The organism is Rhodococcus sp. IEGM 1307, from assembly GCF_030056915.1.
GTDB lineage: Bacteria > Actinomycetota > Actinomycetes > Mycobacteriales > Mycobacteriaceae > Rhodococcus_F > Rhodococcus_F opacus_D.
Map to the genome: position 1 here is coordinate 366,331 of NZ_JASHKW010000006.1, position 25,565 is coordinate 391,895.

Here is a 25,565-nt window from a genome sequence, read left to right on the forward strand (position 1 = left end):
AGGTGACGGCTCCACGACAGGTTGATCCGGAATTCCTTGCCCTCCCCCTGCGTTCGCTGGCGGACGCGGCACTCGCCGCTGCCCGCGCGGCGGGTGCGTCGCACGCCGACCTGCGCGTGCATCGGCTGACCAGCCAGTCGCTGCGGCTGCGCGACGGTGAGGTGCAGTCGGCGGTGGACACCAGCGAACTCGGCTTCGCGGTGCGTGTCGTCGTCGACGGCACCTGGGGTTTCGCCTCGCATGCCGAGCTGACGCCGGCGACCGCCGCCGCGACCGCGGAACAGGCCGTCGCGGTCGCCCGGGCGTTGCGTGGACTGAACCGGGAGCACGTCGAACTCGCCGCCGAACCGGTGCACACGGATGTCCACTGGGTGTCCGATTACGACGTCGATCCGTTCGAAGTTCCCGCCTCGGACAAGATCTCGCTGCTCGGTGAATACTCCCGCAGGCTACTCGGATCCGACGGCGTCGACCACGTCACCGCCGGATGCCTGCAGGTGAAGGAGCAGACGTTCTACGCCGATCTCGCCGGATCGTCCATCGTGCAGCAGCGGGTGCGGCTGCATCCGCAACTCGAAGCCACCACCGTCGACCAGTCGGCCGGCGTCTTCGAGACGATGCGCACCCTCGCTCCCCCTGTCGGCCGCGGATGGGAGTACGTCGCCGGCGACGGGGTGTGGAACTGGACCGACGAACTCGCCCGGATGCCGGACCTGCTGGCCGAGAAGGTGAAGGCCCCCACCGTGGTACCCGGCCCCACCGACCTGGTGATCGACCCGACGAACCTGTGGCTGACGATCCACGAATCCGTCGGGCACGCCACCGAGTACGACCGCGCCATCGGCTACGAGGCCGCGTATGCCGGCACGTCGTTCGCCACCCCCGACAAGCTCGGCACGCTGCGCTACGGGACGCCGATCATGCACGTGACCGCGGACCGCACCGAGCGGCACGGTCTCGCCACGATCGGCTACGACGACGAAGGCGTCGAAACCCAGTCCTGGGACCTGGTGGCCGACGGGATTCTCGTCGGCTACCAGCTGGACCGGGCGTTCGCGCCCCGGCTCGGGCTGGCGCGTTCCAACGGCTGCTCGTACGCCGACTCGCCGCATCACGTCCCCATTCAGCGGATGGCCAACGTGTCGTTGCAGCCCGATCCCGACACCGACCGCAGCACCGACGACCTGATCTCCGGTGTGGAGGACGGAATCTACGTCGTCGGCGACAAGTCCTGGTCGATCGACATGCAGCGCTACAACTTCCAGTTCACCGGTCAGCGGTTCTACCGCATCCGCGGCGGGAAGCTCGACGGGCAACTCCGCGACGTCGCGTACCAGGCGACGACCACGGACTTCTGGGGTTCGATGGAGGCCGTCGGCGGCCGCTCCACCTGGCAGCTCGGCGGCGCCTTCAACTGCGGCAAGGCGCAACCCGGCCAGGTCGCGGCCGTCAGCCACGGCTGCCCGTCGGCACTCTTCCGCGGCGTCAACGTACTGAACACTCGGACGGAAGGCGGCCGATGATCGCACCGCAGCAACTCGTGGAGCAGGTCCTCGCCCGGGCCACCGTGGACGAGACCATCGTGATCGTCACCGATGCCAGCGAGGCGTCCCTGCGGTGGGCAGGCAACTCGATGACCACCAACGGGGTGTCCACGTCGCGCAGCTGGACCGTCATCTCGATCGTCCGGGCCGGCGAGGACGCGAGGGTCGGCATCGTCACGTCCGCCTCCGTCGACGCCGCCGACATCGACGGCGTGGTCCGCTCGGCCGAAATCGCCGCCCGCGCAGCCACACCCGCATCGGACGCGATGCCGCTGCTCACCGGCACCGACACCGACGAGCGGTGGGACGATTCGGCGGAGCGCACCGAGATCGGCGCGTTCGAACAGCTCGCCCAGGATCTGAGCATGGGCTTCGACGGCAGCGACCAGCTCTACGGTTTCGCCCACCACCAGCTGCACACCACCTGGCTGGGCACGTCGACCGGGATCCGGCGCCGGTTCGCCCAGCCGACCGGGTCGGTCGAGATCAACGGCAAACGCGGCGACGCCAGCGCCTGGGTGGGCACCAGCACCAAGGACTTCACGGATGTGGCCAGCGTGAAGTTGCTCCAGGACCTGTCGACGCGCCTCGACTGGGCCCGCAACCGGGTGGAGTTGCCCGCCGGCCGTTACGAGACGATCCTGCCGCCGTCCGCGGTCGCGGACCTCATGATCTACCTGATGTGGACCATGGAGGGCCGGGCAGCGGAAGAAGGGCACTCCGCCCTGTCGGCGCCCGGGGGCACCCGCATCGGGGAGAAGCTGAGTGCGCTGCCCCTCACCCTCTACTCCGATCCGGCCGCGCTCGGCGTGGAATACACACCGTTCGTCGTCACCGGGTCGTCGTCCGAATCGGTGTCCGTCTTCGACAACGGGATGGACGCGGGCCGGGTCGACTGGATCCGTGACGGCACCGTCAATGCGCTCGCGTACCCGCGGGCGGCGGCGAAGGAATTCGGCGCCGACGTGACCGTGCCCGGCGACAACCTGATCCTCGACGCCGGCGGTTCGGTGTCACTCGATCAGATGGTGGCCGAGACCGAACGCGGGCTGCTGCTGACCACCCTCTGGTACATCCGGGAGGTCGACCCCGCCACCCTGCTGCTCACGGGACTGACGCGGGACGGTGTCTACCTCGTCGAGAACGGGAAGGTCACGGGCGCCGTGAACAACTTCCGGTTCAACGAGAGCCCCCTCGACCTGCTGCGGAGGGTCACCCAGGGCGGAGCCACCGAGCGGACGCTGCCCCGGGAATGGAAGGACTGGTTCACCCGAACCGCGATGCCGCCGTTGCGTGTCCCGGACTTCCACATGTCGTCGGTCAGCAAGGCGCTCTGAGTCGCGGATCCTATGCGGACGCTCGTCTAGGTGACAGCCCGTACTGTTTCCGTTATAAATGCTGCAGACATCGCGCATATGAGATTGCTCACTCCAGAGCCGTTTCGCCGCGCATGTCATATTCAGGTCTCCAGAGAACGGGGCCGAAACTCACCGTAGCGCCGCGTGGCCGGCGCATGCGCCGAGTACGTCCCTTGCCCGTCTGACCAGGAGGTTTCATGCACTCCGATACCACCACCCGCGAACTGCTCCACGACCACACCAAGGTCACGAGACGGTTCGCTCTCGCCGACGTGGCACTGACGACGTTCGTCTGCCTCGTCTGCGCCACCGGAATCGGCATCATCACCGGTTCAGTTCTCGCCGCCGCGACGGGAGGACTGATCGTCGCCCTCGCCACGGCACTGATGGTGGCGGCGGTATGACCGCGCCCAGACATCAGCGAAGCACCACAACCCAGGAGATCACCGTGTCGAACGACGTACTCGAGGCCGCACCGCCCGCACATCCGATTCCGCACCGTCACCCCGACGGACGCGAGGTTCTCGCCACCGCGAAAGGCATCCTCATCGCCACCCGCGGTTACGGCGACGCCGAGGCGTTCGAGGAATTGCTCGACGTCTCCCGGCATCATCACGTCAGCGTGATGCGGGCAGCGAAGTCGTTGGTGGAGTTGGCGACTCGGCGACAGCCGTGCCCCTCCGTGACGACGCCCGCACCGTCGTACGCCCTCGAGTTCAAGGAATGGACGACGCTACTGGCGCGGTGACACCGTTCCTGTCCGCCCGGGTGAGACGCTGGTAGCCCCGGTGTGTGAGCCCTTCGAGTGGCCCCCGATCGAACCGCCGCAACCACAGGCGTGACACGACGATCAGCGTCGCCGAGACGGCACCGAACAACACGATGGTCGCCGGAACGACGGTGGCGCCGTTCAACCGGGCCGCGAGGCCGAATCCCCAGCCGTAGCAGACGATCGAGCACAGGATGTTCTGCAGCACATAGCAACTGAGCGCAGTGCGGCCGACTCCCGAGAGCGCCCGACCGGCCGGGCCGGGTTCGCGTCCGTCGGCGTAGCGGTGCGCGATCGCGGCGAGTAGCCCCAACGCCACCACCGGAGCGGTCCCGTACCTGCCGAGGATCAGGCCTACGTCTCCGCCGAACAATCCGAGCGCGAAGTCCAGCGGAAGTGCGATTGCCAGGCCCGCGACCATCAGGCGCCGACGCAAGTCGCCGCGGTCCGGGTCGAGGACGCGCGCACCGTAGAGGTGTGCGCCGACGAGGAACAGGGCGATCGACAGCGGCAAGATGAAGAGCACCTCGAGTCGGAACAGCAACACGTGGTCGGCGCGGAAGACGACGAGATCCCAGAAGCTGCCGTCCGCATAGGGGTTCGGTGACAGCGGCTGGGGCTCCCGCGCGGGCGCCGAGGACAATGCCGCGACGACGAGGCCGAGCATCGCCGCGTGGACGGTCACGGCACACGCCACCCAGACGCGTTGCGCGCGAATGCCTGTGGTCAGGATGAAGGCGACGATCAATCCGGTGAGGGCGTATCCGATCAGGACGTCGAACTCGGTGAACAGCAGAAAATGCAGTGCTCCGTCGAGCATCAGCAGCCCCGCACGCCACGGGTAGCCGCCCGGCCACCGCCGGCCCCGTCGCTGCGCGGAGCGCTGCTGAATGACCAGTCCGATGCCGAACATGATGGTGAGCAGGCCGAGGAACTTGCCCTGCGCGAACTGCTGCAGTACCGCCTGCACCGGGGCCCATCCGCCGGTGGCTCGTCCGGTGCCGTTGATATACCCCACCAGACCCCCGACGTTGGTGAAGATCCAGATGTTGGTGGCGAGAGTGCCCAGGATGGCCGCACCGCGCATGACGTCGAGCGCGGCATAGCGGTGGGAACTCGACAGCGACGTCATGCCTTCAGCCCTCCAGTACTTGTTAGTACGATCGTGCTAGCAAGCGCTCATGCTAACACGGTCGTGTTAACATGGCAGAGTGCCGAAGCTCATCGACCACGACCGAAGGCAGCACGAGATCGCCGAGGCCGTGTGGCGGGTGATCCAACGCGAGGGCATCGGCGCCGTGTCCGTCCGGGATGTTGCCGCGGAGGCCGGAATCTCGAGCGGATCGCTCCGACACGTGTTCGCCAGCAAGGCCGAACTCCTCGCCTATTCGATGCGGCTCGTCGCAACGCGTGTCCGCGAACGAGCACAGACCCACGCCTCGATCACCGACCCGTGGCAGCGCGCTCTCGCGGTGCTGGACGAAGTCCTCCCCCTCGACGACCGCCGACGCTGCGAAATGGAAGTGAACCTGGCCCTGGTCGCGGAAAGCCCCGCCCATCCCCTGCTGAAGGAGATCGCCCTCGACGCCCAACGGCAGCTCCGCGGTGCCTGCGCCGCGATCCTGACCGGCCTCGCTCAACGGGGCCTGATCGCGCCGGACATCGACGTCGACACCGAGGCGATGCGCCTGCACGCACTTGTCGACGGCGCCGCGATGCACGTTCTGCTCGGCGACACCGACACCCCGGACACCGCTCAGCGCATGATCGCCGACCATCTCCGCACACTCGCCTGACCGGTCACCGAAGATGCGGTGCCACATACCCGTTCCGCGAAGAGGCGACCCGCCCCCTCATCGCGCGGGCCGGTAGCGGAGCCAGACGAGGCCGTCTTCGAAGGCACGGCTCGCGATGAGGTCGAACCGGATCGCTGCCGGTGCCGATCCGTGCCACAGACGATGTGTCCGCACACCAGGCAGCCGGGGGTGGACGAGCAGGCTCACCTCATCCAGCAACCCAGCGCCGAGCAGGACGCCGATCAGCGCACCCCCGCTGTCCACCCGCACGACCTCGCCGCCGGCGCGCCCGCCGAGGATCTCCAGAGCAGCAGCCAGATCCACACGCTCGGTACCTGTCACCAACTCCTGCACCGGTCGGCCACCTCCGCGAGGCGGGGTGGCCTCGGCGTGCAAAGCGAGCACCTCCGACCAGTGTCCGACGTCCCGCAGCGCCTCCCACACCCAGTCGTCGACGCGTCCCCGGCTGTCGACAACGGCCAGCAGCGGCCCGCCCTCGAGCGGGCCGGGGCGGGGAGCGGCAGCCAACGCCTGCTCCTGCGCCAGCATCGTGTCCGCCCCCACCAGGGTCACGTCTTCTCTCCAGGTCGCCGCGAGTTCGTAGAACCGGCCCACATCCGGCTCGAAGCCCGTCGTGGCCCCGTCCAGGGCGACCGCAACATGAGCGACGACATAGGGACGCTCCTCCGAGTCGCGCGTCTCTCTCGGCATACTCGTGACCGTAACTCGTTGGCTCGTTCAGCCGATCACGAGACCTATTGTTGCCCGCCGCCTGGACGGTTTCGGCAACCGACTGTTCGACGACGCCGCGTTCGGATCACGTTCTCGGTTCGATGGCGGCCCCTGCCTACCGGTCGTCGGCCGTGACGGCGAGCCCGATGGTGCCGGTCTTTCCTCGGCGCAGGAGGCTGCCTTTCATCGTGAGCCAGCCGAGGATGCCGTACTTGCGGGCGATCACGTCCCGCGTGTGATCGGTGTCGGTGGCGTCGAGGATGACGGCGCGGGCGGGAACCTCGGGCCCCTTCGGCTTGCCGCGAGCATCGCACGCAGCCACCGTCACCTCCGGGTTGCGGCGGATCCGTTTGACCTTGTAGGAGTCGGTGACCGTCCACATCAGCAGACGCTCACCGTCGGCGGCGGCCCAGAGCGGCGTCGCCACCGGGGTGCCGTCTTTCCGAAACGTGGTGAGCAGGACATACTTCGCGGACGACACCCGGTCGAATTCTGTGGTCACCGGCCCCATGCTAGACCGAACCGCGAAGCCCGGACGGTGGGTCAGTCCCCTTCGAGTTCGCCTTCGGTCTCGAGATACACCTGCCGCAGGCCGTCGAGGGTCTGCTGGTCGGGGTGCTCCCACATGTCCCGCTCGGCCGCCTCGAGCAGGCGTTCGGCGATGCCGTGCAGGGCCCACGGGTTGGACTGTTCCATGAACTTGCGGTTCTGGTCGTCGAGCACGTACGACTCGGCGAGTTTCTCGTACATCCAGTCGGCGACGACGTTGGTGGTGGCGTCGTATCCGAACAGGTAGTCGACGGTGGCCGCCATCTCGAACGCACCCTTGTAGCCGTGGCGGCGCATCGCCTCGAGCCACCGCGGGTTCACGACGCGGGCGCGGAACACTCGGGACGTCTCCTCCGACAGGGTTCGGGTGCGCACAGACTCCGGACGGGTGCTGTCGCCGATGTACGCCTCGGGCGACTTTCCGGTGAGCGCCCGCACGGTCGCGACCATTCCGCCGTGGTACTGGAAGTAGTCGTCGGCGTCTGCGATGTCGTGTTCGCGGGTGTCGGTGTTCTTGGCCGCCACGGTGATTCGACGGTACGCGGTCCGCATGTCGTCGGCGGCGGGCGCACCGTCGAGTCCGCGGCCGTATGCGAAACCACCCCACGTGGTGTACACGTCGGCGAGGTCGGCGTCGCCGCGCCAGCTCTTGGAATCGATCAGCTGCAGCAGCCCGGCCCCGTAGGTGCCCGGCTTCGACCCGAAGATGCGGGTGGTCGCGCGCCGTTCGTCGCCGTGCTCGGCGAGATCCGCTTGCGCGTGGGCGCGGACGAAGTTGCTCTCCGCCGGTTCGTCCAACGCGGCGACGAGCCGGACGGCGTCGTCCAGCAACGCCAGGACGTGCGGGAACGCGTCCCGGAAGAAGCCACTGATCCGGACCGTGACGTCGATGCGCGGCCGGCCGAGTTCCTCGAGGTCGATCACCTCGAGGTTCACCACGCGGCGGCTCGCCTCGTCCCACACCGGGCGCACACCGAGGAGCGCGAAGACCTCCGCGATGTCGTCGCCGGAGGTGCGCATCGCGGACGTGCCCCACACGGACAGGCCCACCGAGCGCGGCCACTCACCGTGATCGGACTTGTAGCGGTCCAGCAACGATTCGGCCATCGCCTGGCCGGTTTCCCAGGCGAGCCGGGACGGCACGGCCTTCGGGTCGACGGAGTAGAAGTTGCGGCCTGTCGGGAGCACGTTGATCAGCCCGCGCAGCGGCGAACCGCTCGGCCCGGCGGCGATGAATCCGCCGTCGAGCGCGTGCAGCACCTGGGCGATCTCGTTGTCGGTCTCGCGAAGCCGGGGCACCACCTCGGTGGCGGCGAAACGCAGGATCTTCGCGACGGTGACATCGTCGGTGAGGGTGTCGGCGGCCTCAGGTTCCCAATCGGCGTCGTGCATCCCCTGCACCAGTGCGTGCGCCTGCTGCTCGATGTCGTCTACGCGGGTGCGGGATTCGTCGCCGTCCTCGCTGAGGCCGAGCGCCTCCCGGAGTCCGGGAACGTTCTGCTCGCCGCCCCACATCTGCCGGGCGCGCAGCATCGCGAGCACCAGTTCGACCTCGGCGTCGTCGCGGGGGGCCGCACCGAGGATGTGGAGGCCGTCACGGATCTGGACGTCCTTGATCTCGCACAGCCAGCCGTCGACGTGCAGCAGCATGTCGTCGAACACGTCCTCGTCGGGCCGCTCCTCGAGTCCGAGGTCGTGATCCATCTTGGCGGCACGCATCAGCGTCCAGATCTGCTGGCGAATGGCAGGCAGCTTGGACGGGTCGAGCGCGGAGATGTTCGAGTGCTCGTCGAGGAGCTGCTCGAGTCGTGAGATGTCGCCGTAGCTCTCGGCGCGGGCCATCGGCGGGATCAGGTGATCGACGAGCGTCGCATGGGCGCGGCGCTTGGCCTGCGTGCCCTCGCCCGGATCGTTGACCAGGAACGGGTAGATCAGCGGCAGGTCGCCCAGCGCGGCGTCGGTGCCGCACGACGCGGACATGCCGAGCGTCTTGCCGGGCAGCCATTCGAGGTTTCCGTGCTTGCCGAGGTGGACGACTGCGTCGGCGCCGAAACCGCCGGCGGCGGCGTCCGCGGCGATCCACCGGTAGGCGGCGAGGTAGTGGTGGCTCGGTGGCAGGTCCGGATCGTGGTAGATCGCGACCGGCTTCTCCCCGAACCCGCGCGGCGGCTGCACCATCAGCACGAGATTCCCGAACTGCATTGCGGCGATCACGATTTCACCGGCAGGATCCTGCGAGCGGTCGACGTACAGTTCGCCCGGCGCCGGTCCCCAGTGCTCCTCGACGCCCTCGCGCAGTTCCGCGGGCAGCGCCGAGAACCACTCGCGGTAGCGGGCGGCGGAGATCCGGATCGGGTTGCCCTCGAGCTGCTCCGCGGTCAGCCAGTCCGGGTCCTGTCCGCCGGCGGCGATGAGGGCATGGATCAGCGCGTCGCCGTCCTGGGCGGCGAGACCCGGCACGGAATCCGGCCCGTCCGCCGGGCCGAGGTCGTATCCGGCGGTCCGCATCTCGGTGAGCAACCGGATCGCACTGGCCGGGGTGTCGAGACCGACGGCGTTGCCGATGCGGGCGTGCTTCGTCGGGTACGCCGACAGCATCAGAGCGATCCGGCGGTCGGATGCGGGGATGTGCCGGAGTCGGGCGTGCCGGACGGCGATGCCCGCCACCCGGGAGGCGCGCTCGGCGTCCGGAACGTAGGTGGAGAGACCGTCGGCGTCGATCTCCTTGAACGAGAACGGCACCGTGATCAGCCGACCGTCGAACTCGGGGACCGCGACCTGGGTGGCGACGTCGAGCGGCGACAATCCGTCGTCGTTGGACTCCCACGACTCACGGCTGCTGGTCAGGCACAGACCCTGCAGGATCGGCACGTCCAGCGCGGCCAGCGCGGCGACGTCCCACGCCTCGTCGTCGCCACCTGCCGAGACCCCGGCCGGCTTGGTGCCGCCGGCGGCGAGCACGGTGACCACCATCGCGTCCGCCCGGCGCAAAGTGTTCAGCAACTCCGGTTCGGCGGTGCGCAGCGACGCGCAGAAGATCGGCAGCGGGGTGCCGCCCGCCGCGTCGACGGCGTCGCACAGCGCCTCGATGTAGCGGGTGTTCCCGGCCAGGTGCTGGGCGCGGTAGTAGAGAACGGCGATCGTGGGGCGGTCCGGGTTCGCAGCGGGAGCGAACGGCGCGACGCCCCAGCTCGGCAGGTGGATAGGCGCCTCGAAACCGTGACCGGTCAGCAGCACGGTGTCCGACAGGAAGTGGTGCAGTTGGGCGAGGTTGTCGGCGCCGCCCTCGGCGAGATAGTTGTGCGCCTCCGCCGACACACCGGCGGTGACCGTCGAGCACTCCATCAGCTCGGCGTCCGGGGCGTGCTCGCCGCCGAGGACCACCACGGGCAGTCCGCTGGCCAGGACCGCGTCGAGGCCCTCTTCCCACGCCCGGCGGCCGCCGAGGATGCGCACCACGACCAGGTCGGCGCCGTCGAGCAGTCCCGGCAGATCCTCCTCGACCAGCAGCCGTGCCGGGTTGGCCCAGCGGTAGTCCGCCCCGCTGGCGCGTGCGCTGAGCAGGTCGGTGTCGGAGGTGGAGAGCAGCAGGATCACGTGTGGAGCCTTCCTGGGGGTGTCGCGCCCCGTGGCAGTGGTTCTGTGCGGAACCGTAGGTCGGAGGACGGCAGGTGAGGGTCTGGCTCGCCCACCGGTTTCGGCGAGCTCACAGTGGCGCGACCGCGCCGGATTTTCACCGGCTTCCTCTCCTGCTGTCGCAAGTGCTGGAGATGCTACCCGGGGCCGGACGTAACCTGGGACCATGGTCGACTCCCGTTCCCGCCCCGATGCATGCCCCGGCGCGCTGCAGGTCCACCAGGCCGCGGACGGCGCGCTCGCGCGCGTGCGCCTTCCCGGAGGTGTGCTGACCTCCACCCAGCTGCAGACCCTCGCGGAATCGGCCCGCGACCTCGGGAACGGCGAGATCGAACTGACCTCCCGCGGCAACGCGCAACTGCGGGCGGTCCGCGACCCGCGGGAGTTCGCCCGGCGCCTCGCCGACGCAGGTCTCCTGCCGTCGGAGACGCACGAGCGGGTCCGCAACATCCTCGTCTCGCCGCTGACCGGCCGGATCGGTGGTCTCGCGGATCTGCGGGATCTGGTCGACGAACTCGACCGGACGTTGTGCGCGGACTCCGCGTTGGCGGACCTCCCCGGCCGCACCCTGTTCACTCTCGACGATGGGCGCGGCGACGTGTCGGCGCTCGGCGGCGATTTCGGCGTCCATGCGGTCAGCGAGACGGAGGTCGCCCTGGTTCTCGCCGGTCGCGACAGCGGCGCCCGGATCACGACGACGGAATCGGTGGCGGTGCTCCTCGACGCCGCCCGCGTCTTCCTGGAATTGCGTGATCAGCACTGGCGGCTGTCCGAGATCGCCGACGGGGTCGAACGGACCCTGTCGGCATTGACGCTCGCACCGACCGCCGACCCGGTGAGCGGGTTCGACGAGCATCGGGCACCGATCGGATGGCTGGACCAACCGGACGGCAACGTGACCCTCGGCGGCGGTCTCGCGTTCGGGATCCTCGACGCCCGGCTGGCGGAGTTCCTCGCCGCCGTCGAGAAGCCGGTGGTCGTCACGCCGTGGAAATCGGTGCTGCTGTGCGATCTCGACGAGTGGTCCGCCGAGCAGGTCGTCCGGGTCCTCGCCCCGATGGGCCTGATCTTCGACGAGAACTCCCCCTGGCTGAACGTCAGTGCCTGCACCGGGCAGCCCGGATGCGAGAAGGCGCTCGCCGACGTGCGGTCCGACGCGCGGGATGCCGTCGCGCGCGGTGAACTCCCGGTGGAGGGCAGGCAGCACTGGTCGGGCTGCGAGCGGTGCTGCGGGCGACCCAAGGGGGAGGTCGCCGACGTCGTCGCCACGGAGACGGGTTACCGGGTGGAGGAGCCGTGACCGCGGTGCCTCTATCGTGAGCGAATGATCGAGTACATCCGAGACGGCGCGGAGATCTACCGCCAGTCCTTCGCCACGATCCGCGCCGAGGCGGATCTCAGTGCCTTTCCCGAGGACGTCTCACAGGCCGTGGTCCGCATGATCCACGCGAGCGGTCAGGTCGACCTCGTGGACGACGTCGCGTTCACCCCCGGCGTCGTGAAGGCCGCCCGCGCGGCGCTGGCGGGCGGCGCCCCGATCCTGTGCGACGCGCAGATGGTGGCGGCAGGCGTCACCCGGAAGCGTCTCCCCGCAGACAACGAGGTGCTCTGCACCCTGCGCGACCCCCGGGTCCCGGTGCTGGCGGAGCAGATCGGGAACACCCGCTCTGCGGCCGCGCTGGAATTGTGGGGCAGCAAACTCGAGGGTGCCGTCGTCGCGATCGGCAACGCCCCGACCGCCTTGTTCTACCTGCTGGACATGATCGAATCCGGTGCACCCCGGCCCGCCGCGATCGTGGGCGGTCCGGTCGGTTTCATCGGTGCCGCGGAGTCGAAGGAAGCGTTGATCGAGCACCCGGGCGGACTCGACTATCTGGTGGTCCGCGGCCGCCGGGGTGGCAGTGCCATCACGGCTGCGGCACTGAATGCGATTGCGAGCGAGGTCGAATGAGCTCCGAAGAGCGCGTGACCGGCAAATTGTGGGGCGTCGGCATCGGACCGGGTGACCCGGAACTGGTGACGGTCAAGGCCGCGCGGGTCATCGCCGAGGCCGATGTGGTGGCGTTCCACAGCGCCCGGCACGGCAAGAGCATCTCCCGCGCGGTCGCGGCGCCGTACCTGCGTGAGGGACAGATCGAGGAGCACCTCGTCTACCCCGTCACCACCGAGACCGTCGACCATCCCGGCGGCTACCAGGGGGCGATGGACGAGTTCTACGAGGAGGCGTCGCAGCGACTCGCCTCCCACCTCGACGCCGGCCGTTCGGTCGCGCTCCTCGCGGCGGGCGACCCGCTGTTCTACAGCTCCTACATGCACATGCACAAGAGGTTGGCGCAGCGCTTCGAGGCGGAAGTCATTCCCGGGGTCACGTCGATCAGCGCCGCATCCGCCGCACTGGCGATGCCGCTGGTCGAGGGCGAGGAAATCCTGACCGTCCTGCCCGGAACGCTGCCGCCCGGCGAGCTGACGCGGCGCCTGCGGGAGACCGACGCCGCCGCAATCCTGAAGCTCGGACGCACCTACCCGGCCGTCCGGCAGGCGTTGAAGGACTCCGGCCGCATCGACGAGACGTGGTACGTCGAACGGGCCAGCACGACCAGGCAGAAGATCGACGCCGCCGACGACGTCTCGGACAGCGACGTCCCCTACTTCTCGATCGCCATCGTGCCCAGCCCGTCGAACGCCCGCCGCGACGACGCGGCACCGCAGGGCGAACTCGTCGTCGTCGGGCTCGGTCCCGGTGATCAGGCATGGACGACACCGGAAGTGCAGCACGAACTGTCGCTCGCCACCGACCTCGTCGGCTACGGCCCCTACATAGACCGGGTCCCCGAACGTCCCGGCCAGCGCCGCCACTCCAGCGACAACCGCGTCGAGGCCGAACGCGCCGCGATGGCACTCGACCTGGCGAAGAACGGCGCCCGCGTCGCCGTCGTGTCGTCCGGCGACCCGGGTGTGTTCGCGATGGCCGCCGCGGTGCTGGAAGTCGCGGCCGAGGAGCAGTGGCGCGGCGTCCCCGTGCGCGTCCTACCCGGCATGACCGCCGCGAACGCCGTCGCGAGCCGGGTCGGCGCGCCCCTCGGGCACGACTACGCCGTCCTGTCGCTGTCGGACCGGCTCAAGCCGTGGGACGTGGTGGCGCAGCGCATCTCCGCGGTTGCGAGCGCCGACATGGCCTTCGCCGTCTACAACCCGGCGTCGAAGTCGCGCACCTGGCAGGTCGCCGCGATGCGCGACCTGGTTCTCGAGCACCGCTCCCCCGACACCCCGGTGATCATCGGCCGCGACGTGGCCGGCGCGCAGGAGTCGGTGCGGGTCGTGCGGCTCGCGGACCTCGACCCAGCCGAGATCGACATGCGTTGCCTGCTCATCGTGGGCTCCTCCATGACGACCGTCGTCGAGAACGAACACGGGACCAGGGTGTTCACGCCCCGGCGTTATCCGGGCTGAGTACCTCAGTCGACGCGGCCGGAGCGGAGTTCGGTCACCGCGATCCGGGCGGCGTGCCCGATCGCGGCGTCGACCACCGGTAGTACAGGGTCGGTTCGGGCGGCACGGGTGAAGACGGCGACCGCGACGGGAATCTCACCGGGAAACGTCACGACGGCCACCTCGTTGCGGATGGCGCCGATGGTCCCGGTCTTCCCGGCAACGTCCACCTCGGAATACGGGAACCCGGACCGGATGCGGTGCTGCCAGATCTGCGCGGACATCACGTGCCGGACGAACTCGCCCTGCGGCTCGGGCACCGCCCTTCCGGTCCAGATCGCGTCGAGAAGCGAGGTCATCTCCCGCGGAGTCGTCGCGCTCGCATACGACGGGTCGTAGGCGGACACGGTCCACGCCTCGTCGTTGTCGGCCAGCGCCGCGAATGCTTCCGCGGTGGTGTGCGCATGGGCGTCGATCACCAGGCTGCGGTGCGCATCCGCTGTGCCGCCGAGGATGCGCGTGCTCGTCATGCCCAGCTCGGACAGTGTGCGCTCGACGCTCGCCAGTCCCACCTGCCCGAGGACGAGGTCGGCGGCGGCGTTGTCGGACACGGTCATCATCGACATCGCCAGATCCCGCCAGCTCAGCACGACGGGATCACGGAACGTCGACACCCCCGTCGGCCCCGGAGTGCAGTCGGCCGGATTGACCCGGACGGTCGCGGTCGGCGACAACTCCCCGGATTCGAAAGCACGGCACAGGGCTACGAGTAGCGGAAGTTTGTAGACCGACGCCAGAACCACGAGGTCGTCCGCGCCGACCGCGATGTCACCCGCGTCGCCGGTCGGGGTCCCGACGCGGCGGGCGTGCAGCCATCCGGTGCACCCGGCGTCGGCGAAGACGTCACGGATCCGCTTCGCCGCCGGCGGGGTCATCGATCGGCCCTCAGCAGCACCCGGTCGAGGGCGGCAGCGGACGGTGCGACGTCGGTCCCCGATCGCCAGACGATGCGCAGACGCAGCGCGAGGTCTTCGCGCAGCAGATCGACCCAGGCCACACCCGGCATCACCGTCGGTGCCGTCGCCGTCACCCCGAAATGACCGCCCGCGGCCACGTGCGTGAGAATCTCTCGCGGACCCGGTGCGATCACGATGTCCGGGTCCAGCCCCCGGACCCGCCACAAGTCGACGAACAGGTCGTGGGCAGGTGGATTGTCCGAGCGTGGACCGATGGCCAACGCCAGCCCGCGCAGCATCCGGACCTGTGCCTTCTTCGCGACCGCGGCCGGGTGGTCGTCCGGCACCACCACCCACCGCCGAAGCTTCAGCACCGGCCCGCTGTCGAGACCGGTGAGCAGCGCGGGATGCTCGACCACGGCGACGTCGAGACTGCCCGTACGGACGGCGTCCACGAGTTCGGTGGTGGGCGCCGTGGTCGTCACCACCCGGGTGGGCCGGGTCTCGTCCGCGTCGCGAAGGGCACGGACACACCGCACCACCACACCGTCGGCCACCGAGTGCGGGACACCCCATCGCACCACCGCGTCGCGACCGCCGGCGATGCGGTGCGCTTCGTCCTCGAATCGGGCGGCGTCGGCGACGAGAAGTCGCGCACGCGGGAGCAATTGGCGTCCGGCGTCGGTGAGTCCGACTCCGCGGGCACTGCGCTGGACCAGCTCCGCGCCGAGTCGCTGTTCGAGCCGCCGCACTCCCTGTGACAGCGGCGGCTGCGTCATCCCGAGCCGGGATGCGGCGTTGCCGAAATGTCCCTCCTCCGCAACGGCGACAAAGAAACTGAGGTGGCGGAGCAGGTCCATGGCGACCATTGAACCAGTTCCGACCGCCCACGTCGGGCGACGCCACCGTTTCCCTGGCATAAAACGTCGTCCTGAACTGGGGTGATAGCGCACCCGACTCGCGACGACGCCGCTTTCGTCTTTGCGCTATGAGTGTCCGCATCCGACATTGGATCCATGCCCACACACCGAAATCATCCGAAGCCCAGGCGCACCGGTCGCCGAGGTGCCGTCGCTCTCGCGCTGGCGCTGCCCCTGCTGCTCGGGGCGTGCACGGCCACCGCGGAACAGGCCCAGCCCACCACGTCGGTGGCTGCGGCGCCGGATCGGCGGCCCCTCGACGCGACGATCGACGCCCTGGAGGCGCAGTACTCCACCCGGATCGGAGTGACGGCCGTCAATCCCGCGACCGGCGAGGTCTACAGCCACCGGGGCGACGAACGGTTCGCGATGTGCTCGACCTTCAAGGCCTACGCATCCGCGGCGGTTCTGCGCAAGACCGAGGACGGATCGACGTCACTCGACAAGACGGTCGTGATCGAACCCGGCGACCTCGTCGAGAACTCGCCGGTCACCGCCGCAGCGGTCGGAACCCCGATGACGTTGGGGCAGATCGCCGAAGCAGCGCTGACGCAGAGCGACAACACCGCCGGGAACTACCTACTCCGGGAGATCGGCGGGCCGCAGGCGATCACCGCACTCGCCCGGGACGTCGGCGACGGGAGCACACGACTGGACCGGTGGGAGACCGAACTCAACACCGCATTCCGCGACGATCCCCGGGACACGACGACACCCAACGGCCTCGCGCAGGGTTTCCGGGCGCTGCTCCTCGGAGACGCCCTCGACGCGGCGAGCCGCGATCAGCTTCTCGAGTGGATGCGGGCGAGCAAGACGTCGGACAAGCGAATGCGCGCCGGTCTGCCGACCGGGTGGACTGCCGCCGACAAGACCGGTGGCGGCGGGTTCGGCACCGCCAACGATGCCGGTGTCGCGTGGAGTCCGGACGGCGCACCCGTCGTCCTCGCCATCCTCACCGACAGCCTCACCAATCAGCAGGACGCGCAGGGAAACAACCAGGCGATCGCCGACACCACCGCGGCCGTCATCGAAGGGTTGACTGCGCCGTGAGCCATCTGAGCGAGGCGCGGGGAGCCGGCCGACCTGTGACGGCCCGACTCCCCCGCCGCCGAAGGCTCTCAACTGTTGACGTACTTCCTAATACTTCCTAATCCTTCCTGTTGCTAGTCGGATCATGCGCATCGGCGAGCTGCGGCATACCTGAACATGTCGGTGGTGGGTGTCCGGAAGGCCGCGCCGGAGGGCCGGTTACCCTCTCGGCGTACAGGTTCCGGTCAGCGAGTCTTCGATCGGGAGGATCTCGACGTCTACCTGGGTCGACCTACACCGGAGAGTGTTCCAGCCGACAGGGCGGAAGCGTTGTACTGCCGGGTGTCCGGCTCGACCGGTCAGGAATCTTCGCTCGCCTATCAGGAAAGGATGCTGCGTGAGAGTGCCGCCGGCACCGTGTACAGGGTCTACAGGGATCGTGGTTCAGGTCTGCGGGAGACCCGAGCGGGACTGAATCGGATGCTCGAGGACGCAGCCAAGGGCCACTTCACGGTGGTGCGAGTGGTGTGGCGGGATCGGTTGGCGCGGTTCTCCGGTGGCGTGGATCGAGCGGTACCTGTCGGCGGTCGGGGTTAAGGTCGAGGTCCTGCGTGACCATGGGGACACGTCGCTGGTAGAGGAGCTGATGGATGACTTCATGGCAGTGCTCGCTTCGTTTTCCGGCCGCTTCTACCCATTGCGGTCGAAGCAGAATCAACGTCGACTTCTTCCGGGCGACGCGGCAGCACGGTTGGAGATGGACTAACTGATGGCCGATACCGGATTGACTGCGCTGCGACAGTTCTCGTTCACCACCCGCCCCTACCTGGCTGTCGATGACGCGACCGGTGCGCCGATCGGACTCGACGACCTCGACATTCGTGTCGGGTGGATGCTCGACCTGATCTCCGGTGCCGAAACCGAGCTGATTTCACGGCTGTGGCAACCGGCCACCTTCGATGTCCTCGCTACCGGTCGTGACAGCCACGGCCGGGCACTGCCGAAGCACGGGCATGTCGCGGCCGCGCGTCTGGGCTGGACCCCGCGCTACCCGGACGGTGTCTACGCGCCCTCACGAGTCACGCGCGTGGTCACCGCGCAAGCTGTGGCGACGCTGCGGACCCTGACCTACCGGGATACCGCCATCGCGTCGCTGTCGGCCCGATTCGATTCGGAAACCGGCCGTCTGAGCGCACCGAGTGGTGCTGCGGAGTATGTGCCGTCGGGTTTCGCGCGGGGAGTCCGTCGGCAATTGCTCGCCCGCACCCGCCAGATCGACGGCGCGGACTCGGGTGCAGCGCAGTCCGCGCGGGTGCGGATCACCGACGTGCAGACGCCACCCCGAACCTCGGCGATGGCTCGGCTTTCGGCAGCGGATCGACAACTCGCACACATCACCGTCACCGACGCCGCCATGACGCTGACGGTCACACTACCCACCACCGTCGCCCCGACAGGACGCGCGCAGTGGCGACGAGTCCGGCTGGCCGCCGCGATCCCACGGCACCTGCACGGGCGGCCGATCCGCGAGTGGCATTTACCGACCCTCGATGTCGACCACCGTGGTCTGCTGTTGCGGTGCGCTGCCACCGAAGCGGTCCCAGCCGCTGATGTGACATCGGGAACTACCGTGGTGGGCGTGGACTGGTCTCCGTCCACACTCGGGGTGGCCGCCGTTGCCACCGAAACCCCGGATGGTCTGGTCTCGGACTATCGGGGTTTCACGTACGACGACCGAGGCCTCGGGATCAAGCTGGCCCGACTGCAGGCCGAAGGGCAGCTGCTGCACCGCAAAGCGGCTCGCCTGCGCCGGCTCGCCGCGACCGCACCCCCCGAGGTCCGCGCCCAGCTGGAGGCGAAGATCGCCGTCCTCGATGGATACCGCGAGGCAGTGGGTGCCAAGCGGGGGATGATCAACCGGGAATTGGCGTTTCACTTCGGCCGCCAGCTTACCGACTTCGCTGCCGCAGCGGGCGCGAGCGTGATCGCGGTGGAAGACCTCACCACTCTCGAAACCCGCGGGCATGGGCGGGTCAACAATAACCGGGCCGCGCAATCAGCCCGCCGCAAAGCCGTCGACGCTCTCACCCACACCGCCGCCGGTGTCGGTGTGACGGTGGTGTCCGTACCAGCACGAGGATCCTCGGCGTTGTGTCCGGGCTGCAACGAACCTCTCATCCGGCCGGGTGGTTACCATCGGGCCTGGTGTGCGCGGTGCAAAGTCGGCGGACATCGTGACCATGTCGCGGGCGTGAACCTGGCCAAGCGGGCATTGCTGGGACGCGGACAATCCGTTCGCAAGCGCGGGGAGAATCCGCGGATCCGGGTGATCGAGCATGCGCCGGTGCGCCAATGCCGCGACAAGAAGAGTCCCACTCCGAGCAGGCCGCGGCATCGCCGTGTCCGTCGTAGTGCTCCCGCCGCGACACCCCGGGTGGGGGTGAACCAGACCAGGATTGTTCCTGCGCCACAAGCGTCGGTGTGGGACACGGTAAAACCCGCAACACCGCAGCGTGTTACGGGTAGCCGTGAAGTACATACATCTCTAACACCAGCCACGCCAGTGGTAGGAAGTATGAGATCTATGTAGACGCTACGGGCGACGGCAGTCTCGTGCACCCATACCGCCTCGCTCTCGTCTGCACAGGTGACGCAACAGCTGGTGCGTCGACGGACGGAGCGAGATGCCGCTAGCTCACGACGTCGTGACCGCGCATCGCCCGGCGCAACGGCCTTTCCGTCTTGGCGACGCGCCGCCCGGCCACCGTCAACATCGGGCGCGGAATGCCGATACCCGTCACCGGCACCCCTGTCGCATACCCTTCCCGGTAGAGGTAATTCGACGCATCGGCCACTTCGTCCCGAGTCAGGGGCGCGGGTGCCCAGCCAACGGTCTCACCGATGGCATCCGCGTCCAGAATCGGACTTCGGTACCCTTCCGTGGTCTTCGCGAGAAGCCAACGCAGAACAGCGTCACGAACCGCCCATTGACGATCGGTAGCTGCATTCACATTTCAGTCCTCCGGTAGATGCCGTTGATGCCTGCATGCACCATAGCCACCGCCCAGGAATAAGCAAGTTCGTGAGCGTTCCTGCGGTTCTTGGGATCTCACGGAAGGATGCTTCCAGCTCGGCACCACGTTCGAGTCGGATACCGAAGTGGACTTATCTACTTACCTGGGTATGGTCGGGATCAGTTCGTGGTTGCCACTCTCGAAGATGGAGCGACAATGGCTGACAAATCCGCCGTCAAGAGTTCGAAACAGTCCGCACGCACACTCGAGGAGCGCCGGGCGGAGAAGCGGGCGAAGGCCCAGGAGTCGACGGAGATCGTCCGAAAGAGGAAGGGCTGAAGTCGCATTGAAGATTCATGCCGTGCCCAGCCGGCGATGAAGGGCACCGCCGTCCCAATAGTCGGTGCTGGTAATGATGTGGTTGCCTTTCGCTTCCAGCATCTGCACTCCGGCCAGGTGCACACTCTGCCCTTTCGGCTCGTACGGGCCCAGGCGGCTATCCGAGTGACCGGACAGTGCGTAGGTCACCGCTGCACCGTTGCCATCGAGGAGCGTGTCATCGAGGTTCCATTGCGCGTCGGGAAATGCTGCGAAGAGCCCTGCGAGACCGGCGGCGATGTTCTCCGGTGTGCGAGGGTCCGCGCCGGCTGTGATATCGCGGTGCCGACATCGCAGAGCGCTAGAGCTTTGCGACGTCCGCGGGCGGTTGGGTGACCCGCAATTCGAATGCGGGGACAGCGTGTTCGGTGTGAAGGACTCGCTTTATCAAGGACTTCGTGGAGCAACCGCCAGGGACACCCCCCGATGGGCGCCGCATCGGCGACCGGCATTGGTCTCGATGCCGGTTCGACATAGTCCCTGCACCAGAACAGATTTGATTCTCGCCGTCGCTGCATGCATAGCTCTACCACGAAGGACGAGGAAGCCCACCCCCGGCCCGGCGCACGGAACATACACAACCCTTGACTCGGACACCTACCATCCGAGTAAACTAGGACAATATAAATCCACGTTAGGAGACGGGTATGAAGATCGTCATTTTCGGAACCGGACTCATCGGGAGTCAGGTCGCATCGAAGCTGACCGAGACCGGTCACGACGTCGCTGCACTCGGTCGCGGCGACGGCATCGACACCACCACCGGCAAGGGCGTCGCGGAGGCTGTGGAGGGCGCCGACGTCGTCGTGGACCTGACCAACTCGCCGTCATGGGAAGACGACGACGTCCTGGCTTTCTTCCGCGAATCGACGAACCACTTGCTCGCCGCCGAAGAGGCGGCAGGCGGCCGGCACCATGTCGTCCTGTCCATCGTCGGCGCCGACCGGCTCCCCGACTCCGGATACATGCGCGCCAAAGTCGCCCAGGAGGATCTGGTCAAGTCCGGCCCCATCCCCTACTCGATCGTGCGATCGACGCAGTTCTTCGAGTTCATCGCCGGCATCGCCGACGCAGGCACTGTCGGCGACACCGTCCACGCGACCCCGGCACACCTTCAGCCGATCGCCTCGCACGACGTCGTCACCCGGGTAGCCGAGGTCGCCGTCGGCGCCCCACTCGGCGGCACGGTCGAGATTGCCGGGCCCGAACCGCTCGGCATCGATGCCCTCGTTCGACGGCTGTTCGCCTCGACCGGCGACCAGCGGACCGTGACCACCGACCCCGACGCCGGCTATTTCGGCGCCGAGCTCGATGACGCTGCGATCACTCCGACACCCGGCGCCAATACCTGGATCGCACCGACCACGCTGGACGAGTGGTTGCGCGAACACGCCTGACACGATGACGCAGTACCACCCCACAACACCGACACAGGGGCGTGGATAGAGTCGTGGCCATGAAGCTTTCCGGCGGCGTGGAGTGGGCACTTCACTGCTGCGTGGTTCTCAGCCAGGCCGAGAGCCCGGTACCCACGGCCCGGCTGGCCGAACTGCACGGTGTGTCGAAGACATACCTCGCCAAGCATCTACAGTCGCTCGCACGTGCCGGCCTCGTCCACCCCACCGAGGGGCGCGATGGCGGATACGTCCTGACCCGCGCACCCGAGGCCATCACGGTCCTCGACGTCGTCCAGGCCGTCGACGGAACCGAGCCCGCCTTTCGGTGCACCGAAATCCGACGACAAGGAGTGCTCGCCGCCCCTCCAGAGCAGTGCCGCTCTGCATGCGGCATCGCGAAAGTCATGGCCGGTGCCGAACAGGCTTGGCGCGCATCACTATCGGGTGTGACGATCGCCGACCTCGGCGCGACGACAGACCTCGCCGTCCTCAAACACATCTTGGCGACGTCCACGACCTGAGGTCACCCGCGGCAAACGGAACGCGAGATTCCTGACTTCCTCACCGTGAACCGCCCTACGATCGATGGATGGAGACCGGAACCGACGAGACCAAGACCTGTTCGTTCTGCCGCGGTCCGATCGGATACGAGATCAAGGACGCTCATGCAGGCTTCGCGTCACTGCCCCCGGGGAAGCGGTATCGCGTCTTCCACTGCATGAATCGATGCCCACGATCAGCGCCCGACGGTCTCGAATGCGGACACCGCCACGAATACCTCTGACCCGTCCGTCAATGCTCGCCGGGAACGTTCAACCGAGCGAGTTCATGCCCTGCTCACCCGCGTGAGAGTCCGGGCTGAGTCTGAATCTGTCCGGGGCCGCCCTTGAAACCGCCGGCCTTACCCACCGTCCATTCACCGTCCGCACCGCACACCAGGGCGCCGTTGCGGTCTCCGGGCTTGCCGTACGTCACTGTCTCGTTGCCCTGCGAGTCCGTGTTCACGATCGGGCAGGGGCCACCGGTGGGCCCGTTCGGGCCGATCGGCTCGGCATGCGCAACGGACGCCGCCCCGAAGGCACTCAGGACGGGAAGAGCAGCGAAAGCGATGGCGGCAATGGTGCGGCGGGCGTTGATCATTCAGTATCTCCAAGGGATGGTCGGATCGTGCTTCGTTGACAGGTACAACTCTGCCCACTCCAGCGCCCGAACTGAACCAACCCTCGGGGGGCTTCGCGGCACCCCTGGGAGTGGAATCACCCCTCCCTCACGGAGATCGATCGCGACCTACCGACTGCCGGAATCCGTTCTTCAGAGCCGGTTCGGACCCGAACCTTCCACGGCGAGTTGGTCTTCGGGATTGAGCAGATAGCACGCCTTCATCGACAGGCAACCACACCCGATGCATCCGGTGAGCTCGCGTTCGAGACGCTCGATACGCTTGCGCTGATCCTCGAGCTGCACCCGCCACAGCTTCGACACGCGCTGCCAGTCGCGGATCGACGGCATCCGGTCGGCCGGGAGCGTCTCGAACACCGCTCCCACGTCGGCCAGTGGAATCCCGAGCCGTTTGGCCACCACGATCAGCGAGATCCGTCGGAGCATGTGCCGTTCGTACCGGCGTTGATTCCCGGATGTCCGCGTCGACGCGATCAGTCCGAGCTGCTCGTAGTAATGGAGCGCCGAGACGGCCACACCGGTCCGACGCGACACCTCCCCCACCGACAGCAGATCCTTCGGATCCAATGACATCACATCCGCCCCTTGACCTCGAGTCCACTCGAGATTTTAGCGTGGTGTGCATGACATCGACCGCCCCGTCACCGGCCAGCTGGTCCGAGCTGCTCGGACCCCGTTACCGCTCCACCTCCGCCGTCCTCGCCGGCGGCGTCGGACTGCACGCCGTCAACATCTTTCTGACGACGAGCCTGTTGCCCACCGCCATCGGCGAACTCGGGCGCGAATCGCTGTACGCGTGGAGCGCGACCGTCTTCATGGTGGCGTCCGTGATCTCGTCGATGACCGTCAGCCGGCTGCTCGCACATCGCGGGGCGCTCGGTGCGTACCTGTTCGCGCTGGCTCCGTTCTTCGTCGGCACGATGATCTGCGCCGTGAGCCCTTCGATGGAGGTGCTCCTCGTCGGACGAGCGGTCCAGGGGCTCGGTGGGGGCCTGCTCGCGGGGCTGAGTTACGCGGTACTGCGCGAGGCGCTACCGGAGCATCTGTGGGCCCGTGCAACCGCGCTGGTCTCGGCGATGTGGGGCGTCGGAACTCTGGCCGGACCGGCGATCGGTGGGCTGTTCGCGCAACTCGGCCAGTGGCGTCTCGCGTTCGTCGCCCTGGCAGTGGTCGCCGCCGCCATCGCCGTGATCGCGCCCCGGGCGTTGCCTCGCACCGAGCGTGTGCGTGGCGGAGAACCCGTGCCTGCCACGTCACTCGTCCTGCTCACCCTCGCGACGATCGCAATCAGCGTGGCGAGCATCGTCGGCAACCGGACCCACATGCTGGCCCTGATCGCGGTCGGGGCCGCATTCATCGTTCTCTTCCTGGCCTGGGAGCTGCGGTCACCGCGCCGGGTGTTGCCGCAGTCGACGTACACCCGGGCGTCGTCCCTGAAGTGGATCTACCTCACCATCGCGGTGCTCGCGTCCGGCACCGTGTCGGAGGCCTTCACACCGCTGTTCGGTCAACGGCTCGCCGGACTGGTGCCGTTCGCCGCGGGATTCCTCGGCGCCATGATGTCGGTGGGATGGTCGGCGACCATGATCTTCAGCTCCGACATCTCCCGCCCGCGGGCGCAGACGGCGGCGAAGATCGCCGGACCCGCGGTCCTCGCCGCCGGCCTGCTCCTCACGGCGGCCCTCTGGCGTGACGACGCCGGACCGGTCACGGTGATTCTGTGGGCGGGCGCCCTGGCCGCCGCAGGTGCCGGAATCGGCCTCGCCTTCCCGCACCTGATGGTCGCCGCCATGCGGAGTACCGACGACGAGCAGGAGGGAGCGAAGGCCGCGGCCGGGCTCAACACGGTCGAGTTGATCGCTATGGCCGTGGGGTCAGCGTTCGCCGGTGTGCTGGTCAATCTCGGTGCGCCCTCGGCCCTGGCCTCCGCACGACTGCTCTTCCTCGGCCTCGGCGTCATCGCGGCGGCCGGCGTGTTCACCGCGTACCGCGCGACCCGGCAAGCCGAGCGCGAGGACGCCGGACCGCCCTACGTCCGCGACGCGAAGTGAGCTGCGCGACGCAGAATGTCGTGGGCGCGGGCGAGTTGCGGCGGATGCCCGCCGTGGGTAACACGACTGCCGTCCGCACCCAGACGCGCGATCGTCGTTTCGGCCCAGGAGATATCGTTCGAGTCGGGTGCCAACGCGGTGTTGATCACCGGCACCTGCTCAGTAGCGAGGGTCAGTTTTCCGGTCATCCCCATCTCGCGGGCCAGTCGCGTGTCGTCCCGGACGGCCTCGGCGTCGAGCGACAGTGTCGGTCCGTCGATCGGGGCTCCGATCCGGGCCGCCCTGCTCACATTGACGAGCCGGGATCGGGCGTACGCCAAAGCCATCGGGGTTCGCCCGGCACCGGTGTCGCGGCAGTAGTCGCCGATCCCGAACGCGAGCCGAGAGACGGGAGCGGTGCGAGCGATGTCCTCGGCTGCCACGATCGCGGCCGCGGACTCGACGAGGGCGACCACCGGAACACCGGGAATCTCTTCAGCGGTGTCCCGTACCTGTTCGGGCGATTCGGTTTTCGACAGCATCAGCCCGCGCAGTCCGGGCAGATCGCGGATCGCGTCGAGGTCGCGCTGCCAGTGCGGGGTGGTCGCGTCGTTGATCCGCACCCAACCTGCATTCCGAGCGAGCCACTCGGCGGTGCAGGCCCGCCCCTCGTCTTTCGCAGCGAATGGCAAACCGTCCTCGAGGTCGATGATCAGCGAGTCGGCGCCGGACGCAGCCGCCGCCGCGAGGACCTCGCTCCCGACTGCAGGAACCAGAAGCCAACTCCGCGCCATTGCGACGCCGACCTCACTGCGCTGGGCTGTCTCGACACTCATTCTGTTCTTCCCT

The 25,565-nt window shown here is 68.2% G+C and carries 28 protein-coding genes, 1 pseudogene and 1 riboswitch; of the genes and pseudogenes, 18 read left to right on the forward strand and 11 right to left on the reverse strand.

The features are described 5' to 3' along the window. Nucleotides 1-2: 2 nt before the first annotated feature. The 4 genes from QM841_RS14445 to QM841_RS14460 all read left to right on the forward strand — a co-directional run bounded on the left by QM841_RS14445 (nt 3) and on the right by QM841_RS14460 (nt 3,650). On the forward strand, nt 3-1,523 hold the full coding sequence (locus QM841_RS14445) for a TldD/PmbA family protein (RefSeq protein ID WP_283332488.1): 1,521 nt from the start codon (nt 3-5) through the stop codon (nt 1,521-1,523). Then, the gene (locus tag QM841_RS14450; RefSeq protein ID WP_280784449.1) at nt 1,520-2,881 is read left to right on the forward strand and encodes a metallopeptidase TldD-related protein; all 1,362 of its coding nucleotides are present in this window, start codon (nt 1,520-1,522) and stop codon (nt 2,879-2,881) included. The genes QM841_RS14445 and QM841_RS14450 overlap by 4 nt, the downstream gene beginning before the upstream one ends. A gap of 218 nt (nt 2,882-3,099) precedes the next feature. Further along, nucleotides 3,100-3,306, forward strand: coding sequence for a hypothetical protein (locus QM841_RS14455; protein ID WP_280784450.1), 207 nt, complete (start codon nt 3,100-3,102; stop codon nt 3,304-3,306). Then, nucleotides 3,303-3,650, forward strand: coding sequence for an ANTAR domain-containing protein (locus QM841_RS14460; RefSeq protein ID WP_280784451.1), 348 nt, complete (start codon nt 3,303-3,305; stop codon nt 3,648-3,650). The genes QM841_RS14455 and QM841_RS14460 overlap by 4 nt, the downstream gene beginning before the upstream one ends. Here the strand turns inward: QM841_RS14460 and QM841_RS14465 are convergent. After that, nucleotides 3,619-4,803 carry a DUF418 domain-containing protein gene (locus QM841_RS14465; RefSeq protein ID WP_283332489.1) on the reverse strand — a complete coding sequence of 395 codons (1,185 nt, stop codon included), beginning with the start codon at nt 4,801-4,803 and terminating at the stop codon, nt 3,619-3,621. The genes QM841_RS14460 and QM841_RS14465 overlap by 32 nt on opposite strands. Nucleotides 4,804-4,882: 79 nt before the next feature. On the opposite strand from QM841_RS14465, the gene QM841_RS14470 reads away from it, so the two are divergent. Beyond that, nucleotides 4,883-5,467 (forward strand): TetR/AcrR family transcriptional regulator, encoded by a 585-nt coding sequence (locus QM841_RS14470; RefSeq protein ID WP_283332490.1) that lies wholly within the window; start codon nt 4,883-4,885, stop codon nt 5,465-5,467. A gap of 57 nt (nt 5,468-5,524) precedes the next feature. On the opposite strand, the gene QM841_RS14475 is transcribed toward QM841_RS14470, so the two are convergent. From QM841_RS14475 to cobN, 3 genes are all read right to left on the reverse strand, one after another. Then, nucleotides 5,525-6,178, reverse strand: coding sequence for a dihydrofolate reductase family protein (locus QM841_RS14475; protein ID WP_283332491.1), 654 nt, complete (start codon nt 6,176-6,178; stop codon nt 5,525-5,527). Nucleotides 6,179-6,314: 136 nt separating this feature from the next. Continuing rightward, nucleotides 6,315-6,710, reverse strand: a complete 396-nt coding sequence (locus QM841_RS14480) for a PPOX class F420-dependent oxidoreductase (RefSeq protein WP_283332492.1) — start codon at nt 6,708-6,710, stop codon at nt 6,315-6,317. Between the two features lie 32 nt (nt 6,711-6,742). Next, nucleotides 6,743-10,345 (reverse strand): cobaltochelatase subunit CobN, encoded by a 3,603-nt coding sequence (gene cobN / locus QM841_RS14485; RefSeq protein ID WP_283332493.1) that lies wholly within the window; start codon nt 10,343-10,345, stop codon nt 6,743-6,745. 56 nt (nt 10,346-10,401) lie between these two features. Next, nucleotides 10,402-10,544: riboswitch (cobalamin riboswitch) on the reverse strand. 6 nt (nt 10,545-10,550) lie between these two features. Here cobN and cobG point away from each other — a divergent pair. The 3 genes from cobG to QM841_RS14500 are packed head-to-tail and all read left to right on the forward strand — an operon-like array spanning nt 10,551 to nt 13,834. Next, complete coding sequence (gene cobG, locus QM841_RS14490; RefSeq protein ID WP_283332494.1) at nt 10,551-11,684, forward strand: precorrin-3B synthase; 1,134 nt, start codon at nt 10,551-10,553, stop codon at nt 11,682-11,684. Between the two features lie 24 nt (nt 11,685-11,708). After that, nucleotides 11,709-12,335 (forward strand): precorrin-8X methylmutase, encoded by a 627-nt coding sequence (locus QM841_RS14495; protein ID WP_283332495.1) that lies wholly within the window; start codon nt 11,709-11,711, stop codon nt 12,333-12,335. Beyond that, nucleotides 12,332-13,834, forward strand: coding sequence for a precorrin-2 C(20)-methyltransferase (locus QM841_RS14500; RefSeq protein ID WP_283332496.1), 1,503 nt, complete (start codon nt 12,332-12,334; stop codon nt 13,832-13,834). Before QM841_RS14495 ends, QM841_RS14500 begins: the two co-directional genes overlap by 4 nt. Nucleotides 13,835-13,839: 5 nt before the next feature. Here the strand turns inward: QM841_RS14500 and QM841_RS14505 are convergent, their stop codons facing one another. Continuing rightward, entirely contained in the window at nt 13,840-14,748 is a 909-nt protein-coding gene (locus QM841_RS14505; protein WP_283332497.1) for a serine hydrolase, read from the reverse strand. Next, a complete protein-coding gene (locus QM841_RS14510) occupies nt 14,745-15,638 on the reverse strand; it encodes a LysR family transcriptional regulator (protein ID WP_283332498.1) in 894 nt (297 codons plus the stop codon). Before QM841_RS14510 ends, QM841_RS14505 begins: the two co-directional genes overlap by 4 nt. Before the next feature lie 147 nt (nt 15,639-15,785). On the opposite strand from QM841_RS14510, the gene bla reads away from it, so the two are divergent. The 4 genes from bla to QM841_RS14530 all read left to right on the forward strand — a co-directional run bounded on the left by bla (nt 15,786) and on the right by QM841_RS14530 (nt 19,308). Further along, nucleotides 15,786-16,739, forward strand: coding sequence for a class A beta-lactamase (bla, locus tag QM841_RS14515; RefSeq protein ID WP_283332499.1), 954 nt, complete (start codon nt 15,786-15,788; stop codon nt 16,737-16,739). A gap of 156 nt (nt 16,740-16,895) precedes the next feature. Beyond that, a complete protein-coding gene (locus QM841_RS14520; RefSeq protein WP_283332500.1) occupies nt 16,896-17,315 on the forward strand; it encodes a recombinase family protein in 420 nt (139 codons plus the stop codon). Further along, nucleotides 17,275-17,484 carry a recombinase family protein gene (locus QM841_RS14525; RefSeq protein WP_283332501.1) on the forward strand — a complete coding sequence of 70 codons (210 nt, stop codon included), beginning with the start codon at nt 17,275-17,277 and terminating at the stop codon, nt 17,482-17,484. Before QM841_RS14520 ends, QM841_RS14525 begins: the two co-directional genes overlap by 41 nt. Nucleotides 17,485-17,487: 3 nt before the next feature. Beyond that, complete coding sequence (locus tag QM841_RS14530) at nt 17,488-19,308, forward strand: zinc ribbon domain-containing protein (protein WP_283332502.1); 1,821 nt, start codon at nt 17,488-17,490, stop codon at nt 19,306-19,308. Nucleotides 19,309-19,408: 100 nt separating this feature from the next. On the opposite strand, the gene QM841_RS14535 is transcribed toward QM841_RS14530, so the two are convergent. Continuing rightward, entirely contained in the window at nt 19,409-19,729 is a 321-nt protein-coding gene (locus QM841_RS14535; protein ID WP_283332503.1) for a serine recombinase, read from the reverse strand. Nucleotides 19,730-19,948: 219 nt separating this feature from the next. On the opposite strand from QM841_RS14535, the gene QM841_RS14540 reads away from it, so the two are divergent. Then, on the forward strand, nt 19,949-20,071 hold the full coding sequence (locus QM841_RS14540; protein WP_283332504.1) for a hypothetical protein: 123 nt from the start codon (nt 19,949-19,951) through the stop codon (nt 20,069-20,071). Between the two features lie 15 nt (nt 20,072-20,086). On the opposite strand, the gene QM841_RS14545 is transcribed toward QM841_RS14540, so the two are convergent. Further along, a complete protein-coding gene (locus tag QM841_RS14545; protein ID WP_349307403.1) occupies nt 20,087-20,470 on the reverse strand; it encodes an ester cyclase in 384 nt (127 codons plus the stop codon). On the opposite strand from QM841_RS14545, the pseudogene QM841_RS14550 reads away from it, so the two are divergent. The 4 genes and pseudogenes from QM841_RS14550 to QM841_RS14565 all read left to right on the forward strand — a co-directional run. Continuing rightward, nucleotides 20,442-20,610 (forward strand): annotated as a pseudogene (locus QM841_RS14550) (hydroxyquinol 1,2-dioxygenase); the annotation flags it as partial. The gene QM841_RS14545 and the pseudogene QM841_RS14550 sit on opposite strands and share 29 nt — an antisense overlap. Nucleotides 20,611-20,757: 147 nt before the next feature. Further along, a complete protein-coding gene (locus tag QM841_RS14555; protein WP_283332505.1) occupies nt 20,758-21,507 on the forward strand; it encodes an SDR family oxidoreductase in 750 nt (249 codons plus the stop codon). Nucleotides 21,508-21,566: 59 nt separating this feature from the next. Next, on the forward strand, nt 21,567-22,028 hold the full coding sequence (locus QM841_RS14560) for an RrF2 family transcriptional regulator (protein WP_105421627.1): 462 nt from the start codon (nt 21,567-21,569) through the stop codon (nt 22,026-22,028). 68 nt (nt 22,029-22,096) lie between these two features. Further along, nucleotides 22,097-22,291 (forward strand): hypothetical protein, encoded by a 195-nt coding sequence (locus QM841_RS14565; RefSeq protein ID WP_005246414.1) that lies wholly within the window; start codon nt 22,097-22,099, stop codon nt 22,289-22,291. A 53-nt stretch (nt 22,292-22,344) separates the two neighbouring features. Here the strand turns inward: QM841_RS14565 and QM841_RS14570 are convergent, their stop codons facing one another. Further along, entirely contained in the window at nt 22,345-22,647 is a 303-nt protein-coding gene (locus QM841_RS14570; protein ID WP_105421629.1) for a hypothetical protein, read from the reverse strand. 171 nt (nt 22,648-22,818) lie between these two features. Then, nucleotides 22,819-23,259: a redox-sensitive transcriptional activator SoxR gene (gene soxR, locus QM841_RS14575; protein ID WP_280784468.1), complete on the reverse strand. Its 441-nt coding sequence runs from the start codon at nt 23,257-23,259 to the stop codon at nt 22,819-22,821. Nucleotides 23,260-23,309: 50 nt separating this feature from the next. Between soxR and QM841_RS14580 the strand changes: the two genes are divergently transcribed. Next, complete coding sequence (locus tag QM841_RS14580; RefSeq protein WP_283332506.1) at nt 23,310-24,737, forward strand: MFS transporter; 1,428 nt, start codon at nt 23,310-23,312, stop codon at nt 24,735-24,737. Here the strand turns inward: QM841_RS14580 and QM841_RS14585 are convergent. Beyond that, complete coding sequence (locus QM841_RS14585) at nt 24,716-25,552, reverse strand: HpcH/HpaI aldolase/citrate lyase family protein (protein WP_283332507.1); 837 nt, start codon at nt 25,550-25,552, stop codon at nt 24,716-24,718. The genes QM841_RS14580 and QM841_RS14585 overlap by 22 nt on opposite strands. Nucleotides 25,553-25,565: the final 13 nt, after the last annotated feature.